Raw genomic sequence first — 25,129 nt, forward strand, 5'->3', positions numbered from 1 at the left:
TTATGTTTTAGTGGAAGGTTCTGGAAAGTACCGCGATACAGGGTGATAGCCCCGTACACGAAAAGGCATTTAGAGTGAAATCGAGTAGGTCGGGACACGTGTTATCTTGACTGAATATGGGGGGACCATCCTCCAAGGCTAAATACTCCCAGCTGACCGATAGTGAACCAGTACCGTGAGGGAAAGGCGAAAAGAACCCCGGAGAGGGGAGTGAAATAGAACCTGAAACCGTATACGTACAAGCAGTAGGAGCCCTTCGGGGTGACTGCGTACCTTTTGTATAATGGGTCAGCGACTTATTGTCTGTAGCAAGGTTAACCGCTTAGGGGAGCCGTAGAGAAATCGAGTCTTAATAGGGCGTTTAGTTGCAGGCAATAGACCCGAAACCCGGCGATCTATCCATGGGCAGGTTGAAGGTTGAGTAACATCAACTGGAGGACCGAACCCACTAATGTTGAAAAATTAGGGGATGACCTGTGGATCGGAGTGAAAGGCTAATCAAGCCGGGAGATAGCTGGTTCTCCTCGAAAGCTATTTAGGTAGCGCCTCGCGTCTCACCCTCGGGGGTAGAGCACTGTTTGGGCTAGGGGGTCATCCCGACTTACCAACCCCATGCAAACTCCGAATACCGAGGAGTGCAATCGCGGGAGACACACGGCGGGTGCTAACGTCCGTCGTGGAAAGGGAAACAACCCAGACCGCCAGCTAAGGTCCCAAATACCAATTAAGTGGGAAACGATGTGGGAAGGCCCAGACAGCTAGGAGGTTGGCTTAGAAGCAGCCATCCTTTAAAGAAAGCGTAATAGCTCACTAGTCGAGTCGGCCTGCGCGGAAGATATACCGGGGCTAAATTGGTAACCGAAGCTGCGGATGCCTTCGGGCATGGTAGAGGAGCGTTGTGTAAGCCGTTGAAGGTGGATCGGGAGGTCTGCTGGAGGTATCACAAGTGCGAATGCTGACATGAGTAACGATAAGGGAGGTGAAAAACCTCCCCGCCGGAAGACCAAGGGTTCCTGTCCAACGCTAATCGGGACAGGGTTAGTCGGCCCCTAAGGCGAGGGCGAAAGCCGTAGTCGATGGAAAACAGGTTAATATTCCTGTACTCGCTATTGCTGCGATGGAGTGACGGAGAAGGCTAGGCCAGCATGGCGATTGGTTGTCCATGTTTAAGGTTGTAGGCTGGGGACTTAGGCAAATCCGGGTCCCTAAGGCTGAGAACTGATGACGAGTCTCTTTTAGAGACGAAGTGGTTGATGCCCTGCTTCCAGGAAAAACTTCTAAGCTTCAGGCAATAGTGAACCGTACTCTAAACCGACACAGGTGGTCAGGTAGAGAATACCAAGGCGCTTGAGAGAACTCTGGTGAAGGAACTAGGCAAAATGGTACCGTAACTTCGGGAGAAGGTACGCCGGTTTTGGTGATGGGACTTGCTCCCTAAGCTGAGGCCGGTCGAAGTGACCAGGTGGCTGCGACTGTTTATTAAAAACATAGCACTCTGCAAACACGTAAGTGGACGTATAGGGTGTGACGCCTGCCCGGTGCCGGAAGGTTAATTGATGGGGTTAGCTTCGGCGAAGCTCTTGATCGAAGCCCCGGTAAACGGCGGCCGTAACTATAACGGTCCTAAGGTAGCGAAATTCCTTGTCGGGTAAGTTCCGACCTGCACGAATGGCGTAACGATGGCCACGCTGTCTCCACCAGAGACTCAGTGAAATTGAAATCGCTGTTAAGATGCAGTGTACCCGCGGCTAGACGGAAAGACCCCGTGAACCTTTACTACAGCTTTGCACTGAACTTTGAGCCTATTTGTGTAGGATAGGTGGGAGGCTTTGAAGCAGCGACGCTAGTTGTTGTGGAGCCGTCCTTGAAATACCACCCTGGTATGTTTGAGGTTCTAACTCTGGTCCGTTATCCGGATCGAGGACAGTGTATGGTGGGTAGTTTGACTGGGGCGGTCTCCTCCCAAAGAGTAACGGAGGAGTACGAAGGTGCACTCAGCATGGTCGGAAATCATGCAATGAGCATAATGGTATAAGTGCGCTTGACTGCGAGACAGACATGTCGAGCAGGTACGAAAGTAGGTCATAGTGATCCGGCGATTCTGTATGGAAGGGTCGTCGCTCAACGGATAAAAGGTACTCCGGGGATAACAGGCTGATACCGCCCAAGAGTTCACATCGACGGCGGTGTTTGGCACCTCGATGTCGGCTCATCACATCCTGGGGCTGAAGCCGGTCCCAAGGGTATGGCTGTTCGCCATTTAAAGTGGTACGCGAGCTGGGTTTAGAACGTCGTGAGACAGTTCGGTCCCTATCTGCCGTGGGCGTTGGAGATTTGAGAAGAGTTGCTCCTAGTACGAGAGGACCGGAGTGAACGAACCTCTGGTGTTCCGGTTGTCACGCCAGTGGCATTGCCGGGTAGCTATGTTCGGACGGGATAACCGCTGAAAGCATCTAAGCGGGAAGCCTCCTTCAAGATAAGATCTCCCTGGGAACTTGATTCCCCTAAAGGGCCGTGGAAGACTACCACGTTGATAGGCTGGGTGTGGAAGCGTTGTGAGGCGTTGAGCTAACCAGTACTAATTGCCCGTGCGGCTTGACCATACAACAGAGATGGTTACTAACGACTAGCTAAGCTAGCGGATTGTGAGTTAGAGACATACGATCGCTTGCGGTGTATTACTACAGATTGTTTTACCGACTTATTTGGGGTTATCGCCGGTCAACAACATGACCGAGGCAAACAGCGATAACGCGGCAGGCCAAGCACATTGCTTATAAGACCAGCGCCAACCCAAGCCAGTTTGCCTGACGACAATAGAGTTGTGGAACCACCTGATCCCTTGCCGAACTCAGAAGTGAAACGCAACATCGCCGATGGTAGTGTGGGGCTTCCCCATGTGAGAGTAGGTCATCGTCAGGCTTCTAATCCGAAAGGGCCACCCAATGGGTGGCCCTTTTTTTATGTGTGAAAAAAACAAACAAAGACCTAAATTATGATTCCGTACTCTGGGAAAGGCCGTAAAGTCCGGATGTGGGTTGTGTTTATCTATTTTTAGGCTTCAAATTACTTGATTAGCTTCACTAAAAGATAATACTTAACTGGAATACAATAAGTAACATGTGGGCTGTAACTGACTATTTCAGTCGCTATGAAGTAATAATCCTTTTGAAAATAATAAATAGGGTCAAGGGGGCTTTATGCCAGGTAGGGTGAGATTTTTAATAATTGCTTTAATTATGCTGCTATCTTCTTGTGCAACTGTGGAATTAACAGATGCAGGAAGAGATATACAAATTGTGCAACAGATATCTATTTCTGATCTTGATAAATATTATGAAGTTGGTGAGGTTGCTTGTAACTTTGGATTTAATGCACGATCAGCAATCACTAATATAAAGCAATGCCGAACTGATTTGAAGAATCAAGCGGCACAGTTAGGGGGGCATGTGATTGTTATAGAGCACCAGCAACTCGGAACAGGAGGGGGAACATCCTATGGTAAGGGGTATTCTGGCTGCCCAAACTGTATTTCGATGGTGGGAACCACCTATAAGGAAAAAGATACTGCTACAAACAATAAAAACTAATTCGATTTAAATCAGATAGTGAATCAGGTGCTCTTTTAAAAGTTATATTAAAAGAGCATTATTCTGTCAGGACGATTTTACTTTCATTAAATGGCTTTTAGGGGCTGTTGTTTTGAATTTATAAGATTTATCTCTTATATTTTCAACTTTCACTAGATGTCATTCATTACTTTATATTTATATATAAAGTCGATATGCAAAGTATCGATTATAGCGTTCCTTCACTTTAATTCTAACAGTATTGACTATTAAAGACCATTGCATCGTAAATATGGGATGTTAAATTTCTGCTGAATGCGGTGCCAAAAGGTAAGCTTAGTTCCCACTTCTATAAATTATTTCTTAGAAATTCTACCAAGTAAGGCTAGAAAATATCTTCCCTGGTAACATAAATAAAACACCATGAGGATATAAACCATGTGGAAGCTTAAGTTTCTTTATGTAGTCTTGGGAGCTTTGACCACTTTCACTATTTTTAGTGGTTATTCAAAGTTTTCTGATTTTCCTTTAGGTTATGAAAAAACGAAGCATCGAGAGATTGCAGCTCGGGTAGGTAAGCATGAAATTAGCATTGAGGCACTGGATAGCGAGCTTCAATTTGCTCTATATGATATAGCTGAAATGCAATACGAGTTACGATTAAATAAGCTTCATGAATTAATAGGTAGTACGGGGGAGGGTAGAGCTGATATCGAGATATTATTACCTTTTCCACAGCCGCCTCGTATCGAGCTGACTTATAGTGCACGAAATATTCGAGGAAATCCCCGGGCGCCTGTCACCATCGCAGTATTTTGTTCTTTTCAGTCGCCACATTGTAAATCCACTCAGCCTGTGTTTAGGCGCTTAATGGTTGAGTATCAGGAATGGATAAGGCAGGTTAATTTCGATTTTCCTTTGAAGTTTCATAGAGAGGGTGTAATGGCTGCAGCTGTAACACGTTGTGCAGCAGAGCAAAGCAAGTTTTGGGAGTACCATGATGCATTATATACTCTGGCTCCAAGCGTTAATAAAAACGAATACGTACGCTTGGCTAAACAGCTTCAAATGGATAGTTCACAGTTTGATCGTTGTAGAGCTGACGGGCTATATAGATCTCAGGTGCTTGAAGACCAAAAACTAGCCATTGCTCTTGGACTAAAAAATGTACCCGTAGTTTTTATCAACGGCTTATACCTAAAGGGACCTCGCACTTTTGAACAGTATTCTTTCTGGATTGAAAAGGAATTGTATTCTTTGGGAATAAACCCAAAAGATGAAGCTGTCCAGAAAGATAGCAATAATATCAATGAGCGAAATTTACCCTTAACTAAATTGCCGCTTCGACTGCTTGGGATTAGCGAGTCGAGTGTCAAAAATAGATCAAAAGCATTAATTGAAGTGAATGGGGCAACGGCTCAATATTTCACTTTGGGACAAGCGCTTTTAGAGGGAGTCTCGCTGCTGCGGCTCTATTCCAAGTTTGCCGTCATTGAGAGCAATGAGGGATTGGCGAAACTTCCCCTTGAAGGTGAAGAGGGCACTGATATTTTATTGACCCAGTCATATATACATAGTGAGAAACTTAAGCGTCGTATTGAACAACCGATGGGACCTGGAACCCGTCAGCTAATCTCTCCATCTGGAGTGCTTACCCTGGGGCAGGAATGGTTGAGTAGACAATTGGAGGAGCGTGAAATCCTGGAGTCTAAGTTTACAGAGGCAGAACTGGAAGTCGAAGGGTATCACCTGATGCGACTGGAAGGCGTTGCTGATAATGAATTCTTTACTGCATTAGGCTTTCAGGAAAATGATGTATTGCTGAGGGTTAATGATAGCTGGGTTCATAGTGGTCAAAATGCCCTATGGGATGCGCTGACCAGCGGAAAGATAATTGATGTGGCATTCATGCGTAAGGGATTGCCACATCGATTACAGTACGTTGTTGAAGAGTTAGGATACTTTGAAGAAGAGCCGGATAGCGAGAAAGAATAACAGAAATAAGAAATGAGCCTGCTGTAACAACAATCTAAAAAAGCAACAGGCTCTATATCCACCGAGCAGTAAAATTTGAACTTAATTACTTATCTGTATTGCCTTGCCACAAAAGATCAGCCACTATATTCTGGCCTTGGACACTGGGATGGAAGCAGTCACCGCCATCAATATCGTCCTTACCAAATTGGAAAGTACCGGCATTTACCTCACCTTCACCAGTGTACTCGGCTATTACTTCAACGCCATTGGTGCCATTATAGCTTTCTGCCTCCTCGGCAAGTATTTCGTTATATCGACGTTGGGCTGCGCTAATACCGTTGTAGCGAGTGGTAAAATCCTCTCCATTCATAGTACCGCCATTGGTAGCAATTCGGCAGATACCAAAGGTAGACCAGACACTTTCACAGTCTACCCGAGAGTTTCCGGCTTGCTTTTCCAACCCTGCTGCGCGCAGGTCTTGTACACGGGGTACCGAACCGAGAAGAATAGTAGAGCCATTGGGCAGGCCTTCGACCAGTTTGTCTAACCCCGCGCGAATTGCAGAGCGCCATTCACTATCAGTGTAAAGTGGATCATCACAATTCGCCGGATCTACACACTCGCGGTTACAGATATCATTACCGCCTAAAACTACTTCTACGTGGTCAGCTACATTATTCTGCGAAAGAATCCGGTCGGCTTGAGTAGAGAAATTGTCTCCACCACTGAGCATTTCCGCTCCAGATTCCGCCGCATTTTTATTAGCGGCCATATTTGGTGAATTAACTTTATACTTGTCATGAATACTTTCAACTGAATTGTCATCACCATCAAACCAGGAGTGCTCTGGTTGGTCTCCACCAAGGAGACAGAAAAGATCCCAGAAATACTTATTGCGGGTACAGTCCGCTCCGAATGCCATGGTAATACTGTCACCCGCGGCGACCGACTTGGAGGGGGCTGCCATTGCTGGCTGTATCGACAAAACGCACAAAGCCAGGGTTATTACTACTCCATATTTATTCCACATTGTGTTTTCTCCCACACCGACTTTCGTCGTAGATAATTATTTTTTTGGTACTGCATCGGTGAACCAGTGGAGTGTAGGTCGGAGTGGAAAAGGGAGAGAAGTGAATGCTTCCGACTAATTAGTCAGAGTTTAATAAGTTGAAGTGGGTTGGGGTTTTGTCGTCTGTAACATTTCTTTCTGCAAGGCCACTTCTATTAAAGATCTATGCGATGATATTTATCCGCCCGGGTGACCTTCTGTTCATATCTGTTAGCTTCCACTATACTGCGCTCTACTTGTCGGAGTGCCTGTGGGCTGAGATCGCTGATGCGAGATCCGTTGAACCTGATCGGGGTAACCCCCGCGTAGGGAACAAGATCTGAAGTCGCCTGTTTTTTTACAGTTTGGCGTCTTTTCTCTTTGTATGTGCCCTGGATGCTGCGACCTTTAAATTCCCAAGTTTTAAGGTTACGCATGTCTGAGATCATTGAACAATCCGGTAAAGCCGGAAAGTCCTCCCGCGCTGCCAGTCGCGATTCCGCTAAAGAATTTCTTGAGAATCTTACAGTTCAGTCTTTCCCCAACTCGAGCAAGGTGTATTTGCCCGGTGAAACTCCCGACATCCAGGTTGGTGCCCGCCAGATCTGTTTGGGAGATAGTCTGGTAGGCGGGGATGAAGAGAATCCGGTGTTTGAACCCAATGAGCCCCTCACTATTTACGACACTTCGGGCCCCTATTCTGAACCCAATTTTAAAGTGGATGTACGGGAAGGGCTGCCCAAATTGCGCCAGGGCTGGATAGAGGGCCGCAGAGATACTGAACTGCTGGACTCTCGCCAAGCGGCCTACAGCCAGAAGCGTATGGCGGACCAGGGGCTGGATCATATCCGCTTTGAAAACCTTCCCAGCCCTCGCCGGGCCAAACCGGGACAGAATGTATCGCAGATGCACTATGCCCGCCGCGGCATTATTACCCCAGAGATGGAATTTATCGCAGTGCGCGAAAATATGGGGCGAGCCAAGTTGGCAGCGGAAATGAGTGAAAGTGAATACCAGAAGGCACGTGATGGTATTTACATCCCCGAGCAAATCACGCAGGAATTTGTGCGCCGGGAAGTTGCAGAAGGGCGGGCAATTATCCCGGCGAATATTAATCACCCGGAAGTGGAGCCGATGATTATCGGGCGCAACTTCCTGTGCAAGGTGAATGCAAATATTGGTAATTCTGCTGTGACTTCTTCCATTGAAGAGGAAGTAGAGAAACTGGTTTGGTCTACCAAGTGGGGCGCGGACACAGTGATGGATCTGTCTACCGGCGCCAATATCCACGAAACCCGCGAGTGGATTCTGCGCAACTCGCCAGTGCCCATCGGTACTGTGCCAATTTACCAGGCGCTGGAGAAAGTAGACGGAATCGCCGAAGAACTTAACTGGGATGTGTTCCGCGATACCTTGATTGAGCAGGCAGAGCAGGGGGTGGATTACTTCACTATTCATGCTGGCGTGCTTTTGCGCTATGTGCCGCTCACTGCCAAACGTATGACCGGGATTGTTTCTCGCGGTGGTTCCATTATGGCCAAATGGTGCCTCGCCCATCACAAAGAGAATTTCCTCTACACCCACTTCGAGGAAATCTGCGAGATTATGAAGGCTTACGATGTGAGCTTTAGTCTCGGTGATGGCCTGCGCCCGGGCTCAATTGCGGATGCTAACGATGAAGCCCAGTTTGGCGAGCTGCACACGCTTGGCGAGCTGACTGAAATTGCCTGGAAGCACGATGTTCAGACCATGATCGAAGGCCCCGGCCATGTGGCTATCCATAAGATCAAAGAAAATATGGATGAGCAGCTAAAGCACTGCCACGGCGCACCTTTCTACACTCTAGGTCCGTTGACCACGGATATTGCTCCCGGCTACGACCACATTACTTCCGGCATCGGCGCTGCACTTATCGGCACCTACGGTTGCGCCATGCTCTGCTATGTGACCCCCAAAGAGCACCTGGGTCTACCCAATAAAGAGGATGTTAAAGAGGGCCTTATGGCCTATAAGATTGCGGCTCATGCCGCAGACTTGGCCAAAGGGCATCCGCGGGCACAGAAGCGCGATGACGCCCTATCAAAAGCCCGCTTTGAATTCCGTTGGGAAGACCAGTTCAACCTCGGCTTGGACCCGGAGCGGGCACGCACCTATCACGATGAAACCTTGCCAAAGGAATCCGGCAAGGTGGCTCACTTCTGCTCCATGTGCGGCCCGAAATTCTGCTCCATGAAAATTACCCAGGATGTGCGCGATTATGCGGCCAAGCAGGAAGCGGCACAGGGCATGGAGGAAATGTCGATTAAATTTAAGGACATGGGCAGCGAGATTTATCACAAGGGCTGATGAGTATTTTGGGGGAGAGTCCTCTCCCCCAAGAATCGGATAGCAAAAGTACGGCGAGTGCACAGAGCTTATCGCCGGGTGTCGATTTGGATTTGCGAAGATAGGTGGTCTGTGACAAGCGAAACCAAAGCCAAAGTAGCTATTGCCGGTGGCGGCCTGTTAGGTCGCTTGCTCGCCTGGCGGCTCTGCCAACGGGAACTGGATATTACCCTGTTTGAAGCGGGTGATTTGTCGGCACCAGTCGGGGGAGCCTGCTGGGCGGCAGCGGGAATGATCTCACCACTATCGGAATTGGTGCACAGCGATAAACAGGTTTACAACCTGGGGCTGAAAAGCCTTGAGCTTTGGTCTGAGTGGGTCCGGCAGCTGGAGGAGCAGAGCGGGCAGGACGTGGAATACCGCCGAGCGGGCTCAGTGCTGGTTGCTCATGGCAAGGATAAAAGTGAGCTGCTGCAATTCCTGCGGGACCTACAGGGCAAGTTGGGTGAATCTGCCAGGGAGCAGGTGCAGCCCCTCGATTGCAATACTTTAGCGAAATTAGAGCCCTCCTTACACGGCTTTGAACAGGGGCTTTACCTGCGGGGTGAGGCGGATATCAATAATCACCGCCTACTGCCCGCGTTACTCAGCGCATTGCACCGAGGTGCAGTCACTCTGCGAGAGCACAGCAAGGTAAATTGCGAAGCCGGGTATATCTCTGTGAACTCGGAGCACGAACAATTTGATTGCGTGATCGACTGCCGTGGTCTCGGTGCCAAGGGGCAGATTGAAGGCTTACGCGGTGTCCGTGGTGAGGTGATGGTGGTGGAATCCCGGGAAGTGGTTTTGCAGCGTCCAGTGCGACTGCTCCACCCACGCTATAAGCTCTACGCTGTACCACGCAGCGATGGACGCACTGTAATCGGCGCCACAGAAATTGAGAGCGAAGACCAGTCGCCCATTTCCGTGCGCTCCAGCATGGAATTGTCTTCCGCGCTTTACTCTCTCAACCCGGCTTTTGCCGAGGCTCGTATTGTTGAGACCCGCGTAAATTGTCGCCCCGCCACTATGGATAATATGCCTTATATCCACAGCGAGGATGGGCTGATTAGGGTGAATGGCCTTTACCGTCACGGTTATCTTTTAGCGCCGGCAGTAGTGGAGCAAGTGGAGAATCAAGTGGCACAACAACTGTTACAGGTGGTTTGATGCAGGTACTAATTAATGGGGAAACACAGAGCCTTGAATCCCCGCTAAAACTCTCTGCGCTTTTACAGCAGCTCGGCTATCGCGGAGAAACGTTTGCCGTTGCGATCAACGGTGGATTTATTCCCCGTACGGAATATAGCAATACACAGATAAATAACGGCGATAGCCTGGATATTGTTGCTCCGGTAGTGGGGGGGTAAAGGTGAGCGATCTACTAACACTGTACGGAAAAACATTTAACAGCCGGCTCTTGGTGGGCACCGCCCTGTATCCCTCCCCAGCGATTATGCGCGAATCCGTGCAAGCCTCAGCTTCGGAAATTATTACTTTGTCTCTTCGCCGGCAAAATCCGGCACAGCAGCAGGACAATCGATTTTGGGATTATATTCGCGAGTCCGGTTGTCAGTTGTTGCCTAATACCGCCGGTTGTAAATCGCCGCGAGAAGCGGTGGAGCTGGCAAAAATGTCCCAGGAAATTTTCCAGACCGATTGGCTCAAGCTGGAAGTGATTGGCGATGATTACAATTTGCAGCCAGACCCCTTTGGTCTGGTAGAAGCTGCGCGGGAATTAATTCAGTTAGGCTTCAAGGTTTTGCCTTATTGCACAGATGACCTGGTGTTGTGTCGAAAACTTTTGGATGTGGGTTGCGAGGTATTAATGCCCTGGGGGGCTCCCATCGGTACCGGGCAGGGCCTGCTCAATAAATATAACCTGCAAACACTGCGCGAGCGCCTGAGTGATGTACCGCTTATTATTGACGCCGGAATCGGTGCGCCATCACAGGCGGCAGAAGCGCTGGAGATGGGCTTTGATGCGGTGTTATTGAATACCGCGATTGCAAAAGCCCAGGATCCGGTACTGATGGCTAATGCCTTTAAACTGGCTGTGGAATCCGGGCGCGCCGCCTTTAATGCCGGCTTGATGCTCAGGCGTCAAACTGCCAGCCCCAGCACCCCCACCCTGGATATGCCTTTCTGGCAGCAGGCAGAGAGCATATTGCAGGATTAGTATTTTTATGCGCGATCAACTCCAATTGAAAAAGCCAATTGTCTGGACCATTGCCGGCAGTGACTCCGGCGGTGGCGCCGGCATTCAGGCGGACCTGCTGACTTTTGCCGATCTCGGCTGCCATGGTTGCAGTGCTATCACGGCCAATACCGCACAGAATACGGTGGAAGTCACTGCAATTAATGCAGTTTCCCTAGAGGTCTTGGCTTCACAATTGCGGGCCTTACAGCGGGATCTATTTCCTGCCGCAATTAAAATCGGTCTGCTAGCGAATGCTGAACAAGTTGTTGCGGTGGCAGATTTCCTGCGCCAGCTGAAAGCGGTGCAGCCGGTTCCGGTTATATACGACCCGGTTGCTGTTGCCACCAACGGAGCCGGGCTCACCGAAGGGAATATTACCGCAACGGTGTTGGCTCAGTTGATGCCACAGTGTGATCTGGTCACTCCCAATTTACATGAATTGGAATGGCTTACCGGAGCCAGTGTCACGGGTGCGGAATCTATTGTGCAAGCTGCGCGTCAGTTGCACGCCCAGGGCGGTACTGCAATTTTAGTTACCGGCGGCCATACGCAATTGCATGCGGGAGAAGTTTCCGACTTACTGTGGGATGGTGAAAAGGCCGATTGGATTATTGGCCGGGAAGTGTCCAGTACAGGCACACATGGCACTGGCTGCACCCTCTCCTCCGCTATTGCCGCCTGTCGCGCTTTGGGCTACCCGTTGCGAGATGCCTGCGTTGTGGGTAAAGCCTATGTACAGCGGGGCTTGCGTCGGGGAAATAATGCACATATCGGCGCTGGTGCTGGACCTGTAGGCCACTGTGGCTGGCCCCTGGATTTAATCGACTTCCCGGAGATTTTGGTGCCGGGAGAAGAGCGTGCGCTGGATTATGGTTTTGGTGCGGCCCAGCCTCTTGTTCAAGGGTTTGCCCAAACAGACTCTCAAGCATTGGGTTTATATCCGGTTGTGGATACAGTGGAGTGGTTGCAGCGCCTGGCTGAGCTGGGGGTGCGTACTTTACAGCTGCGAATAAAGAATCCGGGTGGGGACCTGCGCGCACAGATTGAGCGTGCAGTGGCTATTGGCAGGACGTATAACCTGCGCCTGTTTATCAATGATTACTGGCAGTTGGCGATTGAGTGCGGCGCCTACGGTGTGCATTTGGGCCAGGAGGATTTGCAGTCTGCTGATCTGAGGGCAATTCAAGCGGCAGGATTGAAGCTGGGTATCAGTACCCACGGCTTCTATGAATTACTGTTGGCCTACCGTTATCGCCCCAGCTACCTGGCGATTGGTGCAATTTATGCGACCAACACCAAGGATATGTCGGATCAGTTGCAGGGCGTGCAGAAACTTGCGCGAATGGCAGCACTATTGCCCGATTATCCACTCGTGGCAATTGGTGGTATTAATATGCAGCGGGCCGGTGAGGTTATCGCTAGTGGCGTTGGCAGTATCGCCGTGGTCAGCGCTATAACTAAAGCGGAAGATTACAAGCAGGCGGTTGCCGATTTTAATGTCCTGTTGAAAGGTAAGCGTGCGGAAGTAGAGCCATGTTAAGTAGTAAGGAATTACAGCGTTACAGTCGCCAGATAATGTTGCCCCAGGTGGGTGAAGAGGGGCAGAAAAAACTGTCTTCTGCTCGAATTCTGATTGTTGGTTTAGGTGGGCTCGGCAGCCCGGCAGCGATGTATCTGGCCGCAGCCGGTATTGGAGAGCTGCACCTGGTAGACGGTGATCATATCGATCTCTCCAATTTACAGCGCCAGGTTTTGTACAAAACCAATCACCAGGGAAAATCCAAAGCCATGGTGGCTGCACAACAATTGGCTGCGGCCAATCCAACTATTCGCATTCACCCCCACAACCAAATGGCGAATGAATCCTGGCTGCGTGAGCAGGTAAAACAGGTGGATCTGGTGTTGGACTGCACCGATAACCTGGAAATCCGCCATACGATCAACCGGGTTTGTTATCAGGCAGGATGTCCGGTGGTAATGGCATCGGTGCAGGGGTTTTCCGGCCAGCTGATTAGTTTTGATTTTTCTGAAGGAAAAGGTCCCTGTTATGCCTGCCTGTTTCCGCCCCAGGAGCAGGCTGAAGTCCAGAACTGCTCTACAGCAGGTGTGATCGGTCCTGCGCTGGGTGTAGTTGGCAGTATGCAGGCTCTGGAGGCCATAAAGTACTTGGTAGGGTTGCCGGTATCGAGCTTGAATAAATTGCACTTAATCGAGACGGAAAGCTTAGCTCTGCAAACTTTGCAGCTGCCGAGCCATAGTAATTGCCCGGTTTGTAATACCTAGCAACTTTGTTTCCTCTTAAATTTTTCTTTCAGTAGATTTATACAGGGCTGGCAATATGAGCGTATGCATAGCCAATATGCTTTATTTTTGCTCCTTTTTTGGCGTAATAATTATCTTTTTACTTTAGACCTACAGTTGCTCTAGAGCAGGGTTCCGCCAGACTCAAGGTATATTTCGAGTTAGTTGCCTGGATAAATATGTTTGCCTTTTTAGTGTCTTATAAACTTGGCTCGGCTATATAGATAAGCTATCAACCCGATAGCTTGTGAGAAATCTTTAAAGCTATCAGAATGGCATCACAACCACTTCGGTGACAAAAGTATTGGAAGAAGGATTTGTTTAATGAAAAAAATCGATATTGGTATTAGCGAAAAAGATAGGGAAAAGATCGCTGGTGGTCTCAAGCACTTGCTGGCGGATAGTTACACTCTGTACCTGCAAACGCACAACTTCCATTGGAATGTTACCGGGCCATTTTTTCGTGAACTGCACCTGATGTTTGAAGAGCAGTATAACGAGCTGGCCACCGCGGTAGATGATATTGCCGAGCGGATTCGCACCTTGGGGGTTTCTGCGCCAGGCACCTACCAGGCTTTTGGGCAGTTGAGCTCTATTAAAGAAGTTGTGGAAATTCCCGCAGCCGAGGATATGGTGAAAATTCTCACCAAGGGCCATGAGCAAGTGATTAAAACTTGCCGCGATGTATTAAAAGCTGCGCAAAAGGGTGAGGATGAATCGACTATTGCCCTGGTATCCGATCGTATGAGTGTCCATGAAAAAACTGCCTGGATGCTGCGCGCCACCAGCAGCAAGTAGTGGCTGGCCCTCTGGGCAAGTTACTGTTCCTGCGGTGCTTACTGCTCGGTGAGCAACTCCAGGAAAGCACCGGCGGGTGCAGAGAGGTTGCCGCGGCTTTTGAGCAGCGTGCCAACTTCCTGTGTCACCGCCGGAGCGGAGAGAGGCAGACAGGTTAAACCATGCTCTCGCATTTGTGCCTCACAAAGACTTGGTACGGCACTGACTCCCAAGCCTGTCCTGACCAGCTGCCCGATAGTGCTTAGTTGGTTGGCTTCACAAACATATTGAGCGGCTTTCCCACACTGGTTAAAGGCAGTATCCGTCCAGCGCCTTACCGCTGATCCACGGTTCATCGATATAAAAGGGTGAGTGGCCAAGTCGCGCCAGCGTATTGTCTTTTTTTCCGCCAATATGTGCTCTTTGGGCACTACTGCGATAAAACGATCGCGTTCAAAGGGCACAAACTCCATTCCGCCCAGTTCATCCGGGCGAAAACTGATACCCAATTCCGCGCGTCCCTCCTGCACCGCCTCTACAACCCGTTCCATAACCACATCTTCCAGCACAATATTGATTTGGGGAAACTTCTGGTGGAAGTCAGCCAATAGAGAGGGTACCCGGTTTAAGGCAAAAGCGGGGATAACCGCCAGCCGTAGCTGGCCGCGTTCCAGGCGGAAGCGCTGCTGTATAGCATCCAGTGATTGGTCCCAGCTATTAAGCAGTTGTTCCGCATGAACCAGGAACTCGCGTCCTTCTGGGGTCAAGACCAGTTGGCGACCATCGCGACTGAATAGGGGGCCTCCGGTGGCTTCTTCCAGATTACGGATGGCTATAGAGAGCGCCGGCTGGGAAGAGTGTAACTGGGCACTGGCCTGCGCCAAGCTGCGGCTGCGCGCTACGACAACGAAGGCACGAAGTTGTTTAATAGTAGCGCTCACTGGGGCTCCAGATACTTCAGGGAATGTTAAATTTTATTAAAGAAACCATCGAAAGATTAAAATAGTTTAAAGTCGTCGGGCAAGGCATGATTGCCGCTTTCGCCCTGGCGAAGGTCAAACAATCACCGAGAATAATGAACCTACAAGGTCTGTTGAGATGAAGGACAATGCACAACCCCTTTGGCAACCGAGCCCAAAGGCCATAGCCTCAACCCAAATGGATGAGTTTCGCCGGCTGGTTAATGAGAAACACCAGCTACAGCTGGAAAACTACAACGCGCTATACCAGTGGTCTGTTGAAGAGCGCGAGGACTTCTGGAGCGATTTGTGGGATTTCTGCGAAGTAGAAGCTGGTGTGCGCGGAGAAGAGATCTTGGGCCGCGACAGTATGCCGGGTGCTGAGTGGTTCCCCGGTGCACAACTTAATTTTGCTGAGAACCTGCTGCGCTACCGCGACGATAAGGCGGCTTTGGTTGAGCGCCTGGAGAATGGTAGCCGCCGCCAGCTCAGTTACGCGCAGCTGTACGACCGGGTAGAGCGCTTGGCTTCAGCCCTGGCCAATCAGGGCGTGTCCAAAGGGGATCGTGTGGCTGGCTTTATGCCAAATGTGATCGATACCGTAGTGGCCATGCTGGCAACTACTAGCCTCGGTGCTATCTGGACTTCCTGTTCGCCGGACTTTGGCATTAATGGTGTGTTTGACCGTTTCGGCCAAGTGGAGCCGAAAGTGCTATTTGCCTGCGAGGGCTATCTCTATAACGGCAAAGTGATCGACTCGCTGCCGCGCCTGCGTGAGATAGTGGCCCGTATCGATTCTATTGAGAAGCTGGTGGTGGTACCTGTCGCCCGCTCTCAAGAGGAAACGGCTCAAGTACTAGCGGCAGAACCGCTGGATAAAGTGGTGTTACTGTCGGAGTTCGAAGCTGCAGCGCCCAAGCGCGAACTTACCTTTGCCCAGACCGCATTCGATCACCCCCTGTATATCATGTACTCTTCGGGTACCACTGGAGTGCCGAAGTGCATAGTGCACGGGGTGGGTGGTACCTTACTCCAACATCTGAAGGAGCATCGCCTACATTGCGACTTGCGTCGTGAGGATTCCCTGTTCTACTTCACCACCTGCGGCTGGATGATGTGGAACTGGCTGGTAAGTGGCCTGGCTTGCGGTGCAACTCTGGTGCTGTTTGATGGCTCTCCCTTCTATCCAGAGGCCAGGGGCCTATGGGATATGGCAGATGAGGAAGGCATTAGCGTATTCGGCACCAGCGCCAAGTATATTGCCGCCCTGGAGAAGAGCGGCTGTAAGCCTCGGGAAAGCCACAAACTGGAGAAGCTGCGCGCGGTGCTGTCTACCGGCTCGCCACTGGCCCATGAAGGCTTCCGCTATGTTTACCGAGACATAAAGAAAGACTTGTGCCTGTCTTCTATTTCCGGCGGCACCGATATTATTTCATGCTTCGCCCTGGGTAACCCGACTTTGCCGGTTTATGCGGGAGAACTTCAGTGCCGCGGCTTGGGTATGGCTGTGGAGGTCTGGAATGACGATGGTAAACCAGTAACTGCAGCGAAAGGGGAGCTGGTGTGCGCCAAATCCTTCCCCTGTATGCCGATCGGCTTCTGGAATGACCCCGATGGGACAAAATATAACAGTGCATATTTTGAAAACTGGCCGGGCGTTTGGGCGCACGGTGACTATGCGGAAATTACCTCCCATGGGGGGGTGATTATTTATGGTCGCTCCGATGCGGTACTGAATCCCGGTGGCGTACGCATCGGCACCGCCGAGATTTACCGCCAAGTGGAGAAGGTGGAGGAAGTGCTCGATAGTATCTGCATCGGCCAGCAGTGGCGGGATGATGTACGCGTGGTGCTCTTTGTTGTGCTTCGTGAGGGAGTGGAACTGGATGAGGATTTGGTGCAGAAAATCCGCTCCACTATTCGCGCTAACACTACCCCGCGTCATGTACCGGCCAAGGTAATTCAGGTGGCGGATATTCCGCGTACTATTAGCGGAAAAATTGTCGAGTTGGCAGTGCGTAATGTGGTGCACGGCAAGTTGGTCAAGAATAAGGAAGCCCTTGCTAACCCTGAGGCTCTGGCACAGTTCGAAAACCTGCCGGCTCTGGCTGAGGACTGAAGCTATTAATTAAGGGGGAAGGGTACGTAGGCGGGCGTCATTTTGTTTACCCGCGTTCTGCGCTACCCTTGCCATATAGTAATACCAATAAATTCAAGGCAGAAGAACAGGTATGGTTACTTATCTCTATTGGGCGGCGGTTATCGCCCTGGTCATTCTCTCCCTTTTTGTTGGCAGCCGTATGGGCAGCTTGAAAATTGGCGCTATTGCGGCCGCAGTTTTCTTCTTTGCGGGTTGGTTGGCGTATTACTTCCACTACGAACAGGTCTTTGTAAAACGCTTCGGTGGGGTGATGCGTATTTCCGTGCCCGATGGTTACCGACATATTGGCGCCACCTGGAAAGAGGACAATCTCTGGATTGAGAACTACGACCCCAAAACCAATCAATGTATTTTTACTGAATACTCCAAGGGAAATATTCTCGAAGGGCGAGTGATAATTCAGGATTGTAATCCGTTACTTGGCAATCTCAGCTCCCAGCCATAAGCTACTTGTTTATTCCTGGCCGGCGATTGATGCAATGTGAAGCTATCAATTGCTTTGCTTTTCGCCGGCAAACTTCACCTGGACATTACCAGTTCTGGGGCAAAATCGTATGTGAAGGGAATGGATACCTGGAAGTGCGCGGAGTAGCCGCTGCGGTCAACGGATTAATATTTTGCGAACTCTCTTTATCTCCCTGCTTATCGGTTTTGCATTGCTGCCTCTGCAGCAGGCAATAGCTATCCCTTTTTTCTCCAAATTACCTAGCTTTTCATTGTATGTACAAGGTGATTCCCAGCTGCAAGAAAAATTGAGTAAAGAACTCAATGAACTTCGCAAGAACAGCAGCGCCCTTGAGAGCTATGAAGACCCACAGGATGTAGCCCACTACGAACGCGGCAACCTCGCAAAATTGCTGCGTTCGGAGGGGTACTATGACGCTACTGTACGAGAGTCTGTACTGAGCAATGAAATTGTTTACCAGGTTGTACCAGGCCCACAGTACCTGATCAAAAGTCTGGATATTGAAATGCCTGTAGAACTGCGTGCGGGCTTTCCCGGCTTGCCTATCTCAGTTGGCGACCCGCTTCAGGCCGATGAGGTACTCGAAGGCGTGCAGAAGATAACCACGTACCTCAACAATAATGCCTGTCTGCTCAATGTCGATGTTACCTACCAAGCTACAGTGATCCACCAGGAGGCCGCTGCTCGCCTGGTGTACCGTGTAGCGCCGAGCCCGGAGGTAATGGTGGGCGATGTACAAATTCTCGGCGCTACCTCAATTGAAGAAGACTACTTGCGCAGCAAGTTGAATATTAGTCCTGGAGACTGTTTCAGCCGCAGCAAATTGGATGCAGCCCAGTTGCGATTATTGCGCACGAATTTAATTTCCAATGTGACTCATCAGGTATCGGAACCCTATAACGGCTTGGTGGATGTCATATTTATTGTGCAAGAACGAAACCACCGTACAGTTACATTGGGGGTGGGATACACCTCTGATGAGGGCCCCGGTGTGTCCGCCAGTTGGGAGCATCGCAATATTTTTCATCGCGGTGAAAAGTTGGAAGTTGAAAGCAAGGTAAACAAAGTCAAGCAGACTTTAGAGAGCAAACTGACCATACCGCGCTTCTTTAGGGACAAGCAGCGCTTTACCGCGAGCGTGGCCCTTACCGGTGAAGATGTAGATTCTTATCGCTCCAAAGCATTGACTCTCAAGGGGCTGGTATCGCGAAAATTGAGCAAGCACCGTACTATTAGCGCAGGGGCTGAACTCAAATTCAGCCGTGTGGATGAAAAAGTGGATGGTGCTGTGGAGGATGGGGATCCGGATGAGAACTATCATCTGCTGGCATTTCCCCTTGGTTTTAAACTGAATACTACAGATAAACCACTAGATGCTCGTCGTGGGGCTACCACCGCATTGGAAATTAAGCCCTATCTGGACTTAAACAAAAACAGTACGTCCTTTGTAAAAAATATCCTGCAACTGACTGCTTATAAAACGGCAGAGTCTATGCGCTACGAACCCACACTGGCCTTGCGTATTAAAGCGGGGGCTATTACCGGTGCGGCCAACCTGGAACTTCCTGCGGATGAGCGCTTTTATGCGGGGGGCGGCGGTTCGGTGCGTGGATATGGCTACCAGGAGTTGGGGCCGCGTATTGTTGAAATTAATGAGGACGGCGAGGAAACCCTGTCCGACTCAATAGGTGGACGCGGTCTCAGTGAGGTTTCTATTGAGGGGCGCTTTCGTTTTACGGATACCTGGGGTGGGGTCTTATTCCTTGATGGTGGCAATGCCTACGAAGATCCGAGCCCTAACTTTTCAGACCTTTTTTGGGGCACAGGTTTTGGTGTGCGCTATATCACCTCTTTTGCCCCCATTCGTTTCGATCTCGCCTTTCCCCTGGATCGCCGCGATGGTGTGGATGATCGTTACCAAGTCTATATCAGCCTGGGGCAGGCTTTCTGATGGCCAGGTTGAACGCATTTGCAATGGGTTTGGCCCGGGCGCTGGGTGCTCTCCTGCGTGGTCTGTGGCGATCCTTTGGTGCTGGGGGATCGCTTCTAACCGGCCTGTGCTTACTGATTGTACTTTCATTGATTTATTTCTTGGGTACTGAACAGGGGCGGGTAAGTCTTACTCGCACAGCTTTTTATGGGGCGGAGCAGGTGATAGACGGCCTCTCTATTGAGGCGGAGGGAATTGGTAGTGAGCGCCTCGGCGCATGGTTTTTCGAGCGTCTTCGGGTAGATTTTGAGAGCAATACCCTGGCGGAGGGTTATCAACTGGAATTGGAGCTGCAAAGTTTTTCCAGTAATCCTGTCAATATTGATCGAGTTGTAGTCAAGGACTTTCTATTAAATATTGATGTACTCGATGAACTACTGAAATCCCTGGCTCGAGCGGAAGAGAAAACCGCTCAGGATTTACAGGAAGAGGCTGGTAATAGAGAAGCCACCACTTGGGAAACCTTAGTACCTAGGTTCCGCCTTGGGGAGCTACGGCTTGAGCGATTGCAATTGATCAGCAGTAAGATAACCGATATCCCTGCGATCTCTGTGTATGGCAACAGCCTCTACCGGTGGGAGGGGCAGCCCACCCAATTGCAGCTGGAAATTCGCGAATTAAGTGGTGGTGATTTGCAGTTTATTGCCGATGGGCGCGAGCGTCAGCCCGGGCGATTTGTTTTGGATTTCTCTGCCAGTGAAAAAGCACAGGGATTTGTTGGGCGGCAGTTGCATTTACCTCAGGGGCAGGGGCTGGATGCGCGAGGAAAAATTTCCCTACGCCGTCGCGATAAACAGATACAGGTTGATATTGAGTCTCTTTCCACACCTTTTTCCCAGCACAAACTGGCGCTGACAGGCAGTTTGCTTTTTGATTTGTTTCCCTGGCGGGTGCATACCGATGGCATCTGGTTACAAGTGGATGGTAAACGCAGCACCTTGTCTGGCAATATTAGCGCTGACAATATCAGCGCAGAGCTTCATCTCAATCGCTTACCTATTACACTTTCCCGCCCTTGGCAAAATGTCTTGCACAGCGGTTGGTTCAGTGCTGGCTTAACAGTTTCCGGCACATTACCGCTGCCCGATATCTCTGGCCAGGTAAAACTGAACAGTAGTTATCGGGAGCAGCCCCTGGAGCTGATAGGCGAGGTAAATACCATACAGGGAATGATTCACCTGGAGTCCCTGCGGCTGGAATTTGCTGGGGCACAGATGCGTACCGCGGGCAGTATAGATACTGAAAATAAAACCCTGGATATGAGTGCGGCCGTGCAGGAGCTGGGAGTTGAGGAGATTCGCCGCCTTCTATTTTCCCTCCCGCAAACAGAGCAGCTGAAAATCCCTGATGACTTTTCCGGTACTCTGCACCAATTACAGCTAACCGCACAGGGACCTTGGGATAACCCGGATTTGCAGGGAGATTTGAGTGCTGTATCGGTTTACCGAAATTTACAGAATGAGTTGACAGCCCGAGTCAATGGAAACTTGAAGGGGCTAACCATTACGGATTTTTCCCTGGTGGGGGACAAGTTAAATATCCTTGGCGGTGGCACTGTAGATATTGAGTCTGAAGCACTGAACTTGCAGCTGCAGGTAAATATTCGCAATCTCAACCCAAGTGAAGATCTCGGTCTCGCTTCAGCTAAGGGTGTTAGCTTGGGCCTGCAGGGGCAGGTTGGTGTGGAAGGTCCCTGGTCCAATCCGCGCCTGAATACTAGCCTGGAATCCGATGGCCTGGTTCACGAATACCGATACAACCTGAAGGGTGATGCCAGCGGCGACCTCGAAAAGATTAATCTGCAAGGGTTGCGTGTGGAGTTATATGCCAACGGATCCATAGACCATTTCGACATGGGGCAATTCCGCGGCCCCCAGTCACCGACCACTATCCCGAGTATGCAAAAAGGGGCGAGTCAGCCCGAGCAAAATGCGAGCCGTCTCACCGAACTTGCAAAGGAAGCCCAGCGCCTGGGGCGCGAGGGAATTGCACTGATTGAAGCTGAGGGAGCACTTGAGCCAAAGCTGGGTCGGCTTGAGCTGGGGGTGAGTGCGCGCAACCTGCCGCTACCCCTGTTCGAGGTGTTAGGGTTGCCGCTACCCAAGACCCTGGAAGGCGAGCTTAGCCTGGATGGCGAGATCAAGGGAGCACTTACCAACCCTGAAGTACGCGCCAGTGTGTTGGCCCAGGGTGGCTATCGCCATGAACCCTGGCAGTTGCAGGGAGTGCTTGATTATGCGGATAAGAGTCTGGTTGTGGACGGGCTGGAATTTCTGTGGGCGGGGCGCAACCAGTTGTGGGCCCACGGTAGTCTCAACGAGCAGCGGCTGGATCTGCAGCTGCAGGGCAGGGCCTCACTGGAAGATCTCTCACGAGAGTTACCGTTTAATACACCTGAGCAGGGTGATGTCGTTTTGTACTCAAGTATTACTGGCAGCCCGCGCCAGCCACAGCTTGAAGGGGAATTGCGAATCAGTGGTTATACGCTCGGCCGTGAGCAAGGGCGTGTGCAGGTGCAGCCTCTCTCAACAGTGCTTGAATGGCATACCGAAGGTGGGGAATTGCAGGTATCTCTCGTGGCTGAGCACGATGGTCGCCGTGCAATAGATAGCAGTGCCAAGTTATTGATTTCTCCCATTTTTGAACGGTTGTTTTCTGATAGTTCAGCGGGGTCTGTGAGCGATATTCCTCTACAGCTGGTGAGCAGTGGTTCCGCAGATCTGTCTGTCGTTGCTGAATTTATTGACCCCAGGATACATGTAATGCGCGGTTTGCTGAGTTTCTCAGCGGATGGTGTCGGCACTTTGGGTGAGCCTCACCTTGTTGGTGGGATAGAACTGAGTGGAGCAAGCTATGAGCACCGCCCAAGCCACACCCGTATTACCAATATTGATTTTTATACACGCTTGACCCCGGGAGAGTGGCTTGTCGAAAGAGGCAGTGCCACAGTTGTTGATGGCGGTACGATTAGTTTGGGAGGGGCCGTGTTTTTTCCCGAGCAGGCACCGCCACAGATGAGCTTAAGCTTAAATCTGAATAGGGCACACTTACTGAATACTCCGGGAGTACGCGGTGCAATCTCTGGAGAAGCTACCCTGTCGGGTTCGACTGAGGATGCGCAAATCACCGGTCGTTTTACCCTGCGACCATTGGCAGTACAGATTGAGCAGTGGATTGGCAGCACGGTTCCGGAAATTCAAGTAGTGGAGGTCCAGGTGGATGGCCCACAGGTGGAGCGTGCACCGCTGCTGCTTAGCAAGATCAGTTTGGGAGTCGAGGTGATTCTGGATCAGCAGTCCTATGTGCGCGGACTTGGACTTAACTCGCAGTTGCGCGGTCAAGTGGATATTCACGGAACTGCGGCCAAACCGGAAGCCTCAGGTGAGCTGACTATCGTGCGCGGCAGTTTTGACCTGCTAGGTAAGAAGTTTAATCTTCAGGAGGGAGAGATTCGCTTCGAAAATAATGAAGTGGCAGTGTTTGTCGAGGGTGTTTATAGCTATCGCGATGGTGAAATCACAGCAAATATTTCAGGCTCTGCAACTGACCTGGATATTACTTTCAGCTCAGATCCTTCAGCCTCTCAGGATGAAATTTTAGCGCAATTACTATTTGGCAAGTCTCTTTCAGATATTTCACCGCTACAAGCCGTACGTCTGGTGAGCGTGGTGCGTAGCCTACAAACCGGTCGTGCCGTGCTCGATCCGGTAGCAAAAACCCGTGAATTGCTGCGTCTCGATACCCTTAATATTGAGCAGGAGGAAGGAGATGAGGGCGAAGAATATGCCCTTAGTTTGGGTAAATATATTACCAATCGGATTTATGTAGAGTTGCAACGCAGCACCGATCCGCTGAGCCCCTGGCAGGCGGAAATGCAAATAGAATTGCGTGAAAACCTAAACTTGGAGTTCAAAACCGCAGATGATGGAGATAGTGGTTCTGGCAGTGTAGAGTTGCAGTGGAAAAAGGATTATTAGTTTATAGCCGCCTGCAACCTATATTTCATTTTTTCTCAGACCTCAAAAATATCTCAACTGGATCGCAGAACGATCCAGTTTTGTACCAGCTTCTGGCTACTGATCCTCAGCTAATCTATACGTATGAATAGATTACCGAGTTGCTCTCTTTTTTCTTTTTTAGGTACTTCTTACACGGATAATACAATGTGCCGATAAGTACAATCCAGAATAAGTAGGTTCGCGCCAGGTTTGGCTCATAGCCTTCTGGCCATACTTTAGTGCCATTGAAGAAGTTGGTTGCAACTCCAAATTCCAGATATGTCCAAAGGTGAGCGGCTAAATTGATAATCGGTACATGTAAGAGATAGAAAAAGAGTGATGCCTGGCCGAACATAAGAAATATATTTAATACCTTGTTTTTTCTGTTTTCTACTAATGCCATTGTTAGTAATACTATACACATAGTCATTACTATATAGTTAAATGACATTGGATATTTGGAAGTATTGATAAAGCCGAGAATACCTTCATCAGGATTCCAGACATGGGGGTCCCCAAAGCCAATAAACCTTGAACTAAAGAATAGGATCGCTAGTACTGCTGCTGCCATTAGGAGAAAGTGTACCCTTTTTTTTGCCTCCAGTTCATATAGAGTGCCAGATGCATACCCTAGGTACATAAGGGCAAATAGAGGGATGATATTGTAGGCGGCGAAAATTCCGGTATCAAACTCAAATAGCCTGAATCCGCTGCGAACATGAGCCAGGATCCATATCCACTCGTAACTTCCCAGTAGTTGGCGTATGTAATTATCGTTTATATAGCCATGCAATCCAACTAAGGCCAGGCAGGCTATAAGGGTCAACTTATTGGGGAGGTAAATCAGGCCTGCTAGTAGTATCATTGATAGCCCCAGCGCCCATATAACCTGAACAAAGGCATAGTTGTAATCAAACTGCCAGGAAAGATTAACTAATGTAAGCTCCAGGAGGATTAGTACCAGGCCCCTTACCAGCAAAAACTGAGAGAGTTCCTGCTTGGAGTTTAACTTTTTACCATGTAAATAGGCACTTAGCCCGGTTAAAAAAATAAAACCAGGGGCGCAAATATGTGTGATCCAGCGGGTAAGAAATAGCATCACAGAGGTTTGGGATAGGTCGAGGGGGTCAAACTGGATGGCCGTCCAGAAATCTCGAGTGTGATCGAGCGCCATAACAACGACTAAAATACCTCTGGTAATGTCTATTGCTGGGTATCGCAAGTGGTTATCTCCAAGTTCGATTATTATTAAAATATTCGATTTTTCTTTGTAGGGGACTGGTGACTACTATTTGCAATTATGATTTTATATTAAGGAC

Annotated in this window: 16 protein-coding genes, 2 rRNA genes and 1 riboswitch (1 of these 19 running past the window's edge); of the genes, 15 read left to right on the plus strand and 3 right to left on the minus strand. The window is 49.9% G+C overall.

Features of this window, described 5'->3' with window-relative positions; all coding sequences use genetic code 11:
- From ACJJIP_RS05110 to ACJJIP_RS05125, 4 genes are all read left to right on the plus strand, one after another.
- Positions 1 to 2,603: ribosomal RNA gene (locus tag ACJJIP_RS05110) — 23S ribosomal RNA — on the plus strand; it begins 275 nt to the left of the window's first position.
- A 203-nt stretch (positions 2,604 to 2,806) separates the two neighbouring features.
- Positions 2,807 to 2,922 (plus strand): 5S ribosomal RNA (rrf, locus tag ACJJIP_RS05115).
- A 278-nt stretch (positions 2,923 to 3,200) separates the two neighbouring features.
- Positions 3,201 to 3,590 (plus strand): hypothetical protein, encoded by a 390-nt coding sequence (locus ACJJIP_RS05120; RefSeq protein WP_020413588.1) that lies wholly within the window; start codon positions 3,201 to 3,203, stop codon positions 3,588 to 3,590.
- Positions 3,591 to 4,007: 417 nt separating this feature from the next.
- Positions 4,008 to 5,564: a thioredoxin domain-containing protein gene (locus ACJJIP_RS05125; protein ID WP_020413587.1), complete on the plus strand. Its 1,557-nt coding sequence runs from the start codon at positions 4,008 to 4,010 to the stop codon at positions 5,562 to 5,564.
- A gap of 85 nt (positions 5,565 to 5,649) precedes the next feature.
- Here the strand turns inward: ACJJIP_RS05125 and ACJJIP_RS05130 are convergent, their stop codons facing one another.
- Positions 5,650 to 6,576 carry an SGNH/GDSL hydrolase family protein gene (locus tag ACJJIP_RS05130; RefSeq protein WP_020413586.1) on the minus strand — a complete coding sequence of 309 codons (927 nt, stop codon included), beginning with the start codon at positions 6,574 to 6,576 and terminating at the stop codon, positions 5,650 to 5,652.
- Between the two features lie 269 nt (positions 6,577 to 6,845).
- A riboswitch (TPP riboswitch) is annotated at positions 6,846 to 6,944 on the plus strand.
- A gap of 85 nt (positions 6,945 to 7,029) precedes the next feature.
- Between ACJJIP_RS05130 and thiC the strand changes: the two genes are divergently transcribed.
- The 7 genes from thiC (at position 7,030) to ACJJIP_RS05165 (ending at position 14,257) form a co-directional block, all read left to right on the plus strand.
- Positions 7,030 to 8,940, plus strand: a complete 1,911-nt coding sequence (thiC, locus tag ACJJIP_RS05135; protein WP_444946349.1) for a phosphomethylpyrimidine synthase ThiC — start codon at positions 7,030 to 7,032, stop codon at positions 8,938 to 8,940.
- A 111-nt stretch (positions 8,941 to 9,051) separates the two neighbouring features.
- Positions 9,052 to 10,128 (plus strand): glycine oxidase ThiO, encoded by a 1,077-nt coding sequence (gene thiO, locus ACJJIP_RS05140; RefSeq protein WP_444946350.1) that lies wholly within the window; start codon positions 9,052 to 9,054, stop codon positions 10,126 to 10,128.
- Positions 10,128 to 10,328: a sulfur carrier protein ThiS gene (thiS, locus tag ACJJIP_RS05145; protein ID WP_108734077.1), complete on the plus strand. Its 201-nt coding sequence runs from the start codon at positions 10,128 to 10,130 to the stop codon at positions 10,326 to 10,328. The genes thiO and thiS overlap by 1 nt, the downstream gene beginning before the upstream one ends.
- A 2-nt stretch (positions 10,329 to 10,330) precedes the next feature.
- Complete coding sequence (locus ACJJIP_RS05150; RefSeq protein WP_108734076.1) at positions 10,331 to 11,137, plus strand: thiazole synthase; 807 nt, start codon at positions 10,331 to 10,333, stop codon at positions 11,135 to 11,137.
- Positions 11,138 to 11,144: 7 nt separating this feature from the next.
- Entirely contained in the window at positions 11,145 to 12,698 is a 1,554-nt protein-coding gene (gene thiE, locus ACJJIP_RS05155; RefSeq protein ID WP_444946351.1) for a thiamine phosphate synthase, read from the plus strand.
- Positions 12,692 to 13,441 carry a HesA/MoeB/ThiF family protein gene (locus ACJJIP_RS05160; protein ID WP_444946352.1) on the plus strand — a complete coding sequence of 250 codons (750 nt, stop codon included), beginning with the start codon at positions 12,692 to 12,694 and terminating at the stop codon, positions 13,439 to 13,441. Before thiE ends, ACJJIP_RS05160 begins: the two co-directional genes overlap by 7 nt.
- Before the next feature lie 342 nt (positions 13,442 to 13,783).
- A complete protein-coding gene (locus ACJJIP_RS05165; protein WP_020413578.1) occupies positions 13,784 to 14,257 on the plus strand; it encodes a Dps family protein in 474 nt (157 codons plus the stop codon).
- Positions 14,258 to 14,295: 38 nt separating this feature from the next.
- On the opposite strand, the gene ACJJIP_RS05170 is transcribed toward ACJJIP_RS05165, so the two are convergent.
- A complete protein-coding gene (locus ACJJIP_RS05170) occupies positions 14,296 to 15,177 on the minus strand; it encodes a LysR family transcriptional regulator (RefSeq protein WP_444946353.1) in 882 nt (293 codons plus the stop codon).
- A 157-nt stretch (positions 15,178 to 15,334) separates the two neighbouring features.
- On the opposite strand from ACJJIP_RS05170, the gene ACJJIP_RS05175 reads away from it, so the two are divergent.
- The 4 genes from ACJJIP_RS05175 (at position 15,335) to ACJJIP_RS05190 (ending at position 23,789) form a co-directional block, all read left to right on the plus strand.
- Positions 15,335 to 17,314, plus strand: coding sequence for an acetoacetate--CoA ligase (locus tag ACJJIP_RS05175; RefSeq protein ID WP_444946354.1), 1,980 nt, complete (start codon positions 15,335 to 15,337; stop codon positions 17,312 to 17,314).
- 112 nt (positions 17,315 to 17,426) lie between these two features.
- Positions 17,427 to 17,801, plus strand: coding sequence for a hypothetical protein (locus ACJJIP_RS05180; protein ID WP_020413575.1), 375 nt, complete (start codon positions 17,427 to 17,429; stop codon positions 17,799 to 17,801).
- A 172-nt stretch (positions 17,802 to 17,973) separates the two neighbouring features.
- Positions 17,974 to 19,773 carry an autotransporter assembly complex protein TamA gene (locus ACJJIP_RS05185; protein WP_020413574.1) on the plus strand — a complete coding sequence of 600 codons (1,800 nt, stop codon included), beginning with the start codon at positions 17,974 to 17,976 and terminating at the stop codon, positions 19,771 to 19,773.
- A complete protein-coding gene (locus tag ACJJIP_RS05190) occupies positions 19,773 to 23,789 on the plus strand; it encodes a translocation/assembly module TamB domain-containing protein (RefSeq protein WP_444946355.1) in 4,017 nt (1,338 codons plus the stop codon). Before ACJJIP_RS05185 ends, ACJJIP_RS05190 begins: the two co-directional genes overlap by 1 nt.
- 115 nt (positions 23,790 to 23,904) lie before the next feature.
- On the opposite strand, the gene ACJJIP_RS05195 is transcribed toward ACJJIP_RS05190, so the two are convergent.
- A complete protein-coding gene (locus tag ACJJIP_RS05195; RefSeq protein WP_157533500.1) occupies positions 23,905 to 25,032 on the minus strand; it encodes an acetyltransferase domain-containing protein in 1,128 nt (375 codons plus the stop codon).
- Between the last annotated feature and the right edge of the window lie 97 nt (positions 25,033 to 25,129).

It is taken from the genome of Microbulbifer variabilis (assembly GCF_052467165.1).

Bases quoted from the DNA above. Each gene is read 5' to 3' on its own strand.
- ACJJIP_RS05120 (WP_020413588.1), top strand. From the start codon at position 3,201: ATGCCAGGTAGGGTGAGATTTTTAATAATTGCTTTAATTATGCTGCTA.
- ACJJIP_RS05125 (WP_020413587.1), top strand. From the start codon at position 4,008: ATGTGGAAGCTTAAGTTTCTTTATGTAGTCTTGGGAGCTTTGACCACT.
- ACJJIP_RS05130 (WP_020413586.1), bottom strand. From the start codon at position 6,576: ATGTGGAATAAATATGGAGTAGTAATAACCCTGGCTTTGTGCGTTTTG.
- thiC (WP_444946349.1), top strand. From the start codon at position 7,030: ATGTCTGAGATCATTGAACAATCCGGTAAAGCCGGAAAGTCCTCCCGC.
- thiS (WP_108734077.1), top strand. From the start codon at position 10,128: ATGCAGGTACTAATTAATGGGGAAACACAGAGCCTTGAATCCCCGCTA.
- thiE (WP_444946351.1), top strand. From the start codon at position 11,145: ATGCGCGATCAACTCCAATTGAAAAAGCCAATTGTCTGGACCATTGCC.
- ACJJIP_RS05160 (WP_444946352.1), top strand. From the start codon at position 12,692: ATGTTAAGTAGTAAGGAATTACAGCGTTACAGTCGCCAGATAATGTTG.
- ACJJIP_RS05165 (WP_020413578.1), top strand. From the start codon at position 13,784: ATGAAAAAAATCGATATTGGTATTAGCGAAAAAGATAGGGAAAAGATC.
- ACJJIP_RS05175 (WP_444946354.1), top strand. From the start codon at position 15,335: ATGAAGGACAATGCACAACCCCTTTGGCAACCGAGCCCAAAGGCCATA.
- ACJJIP_RS05180 (WP_020413575.1), top strand. From the start codon at position 17,427: ATGGTTACTTATCTCTATTGGGCGGCGGTTATCGCCCTGGTCATTCTC.
- ACJJIP_RS05190 (WP_444946355.1), top strand. From the start codon at position 19,773: ATGGCCAGGTTGAACGCATTTGCAATGGGTTTGGCCCGGGCGCTGGGT.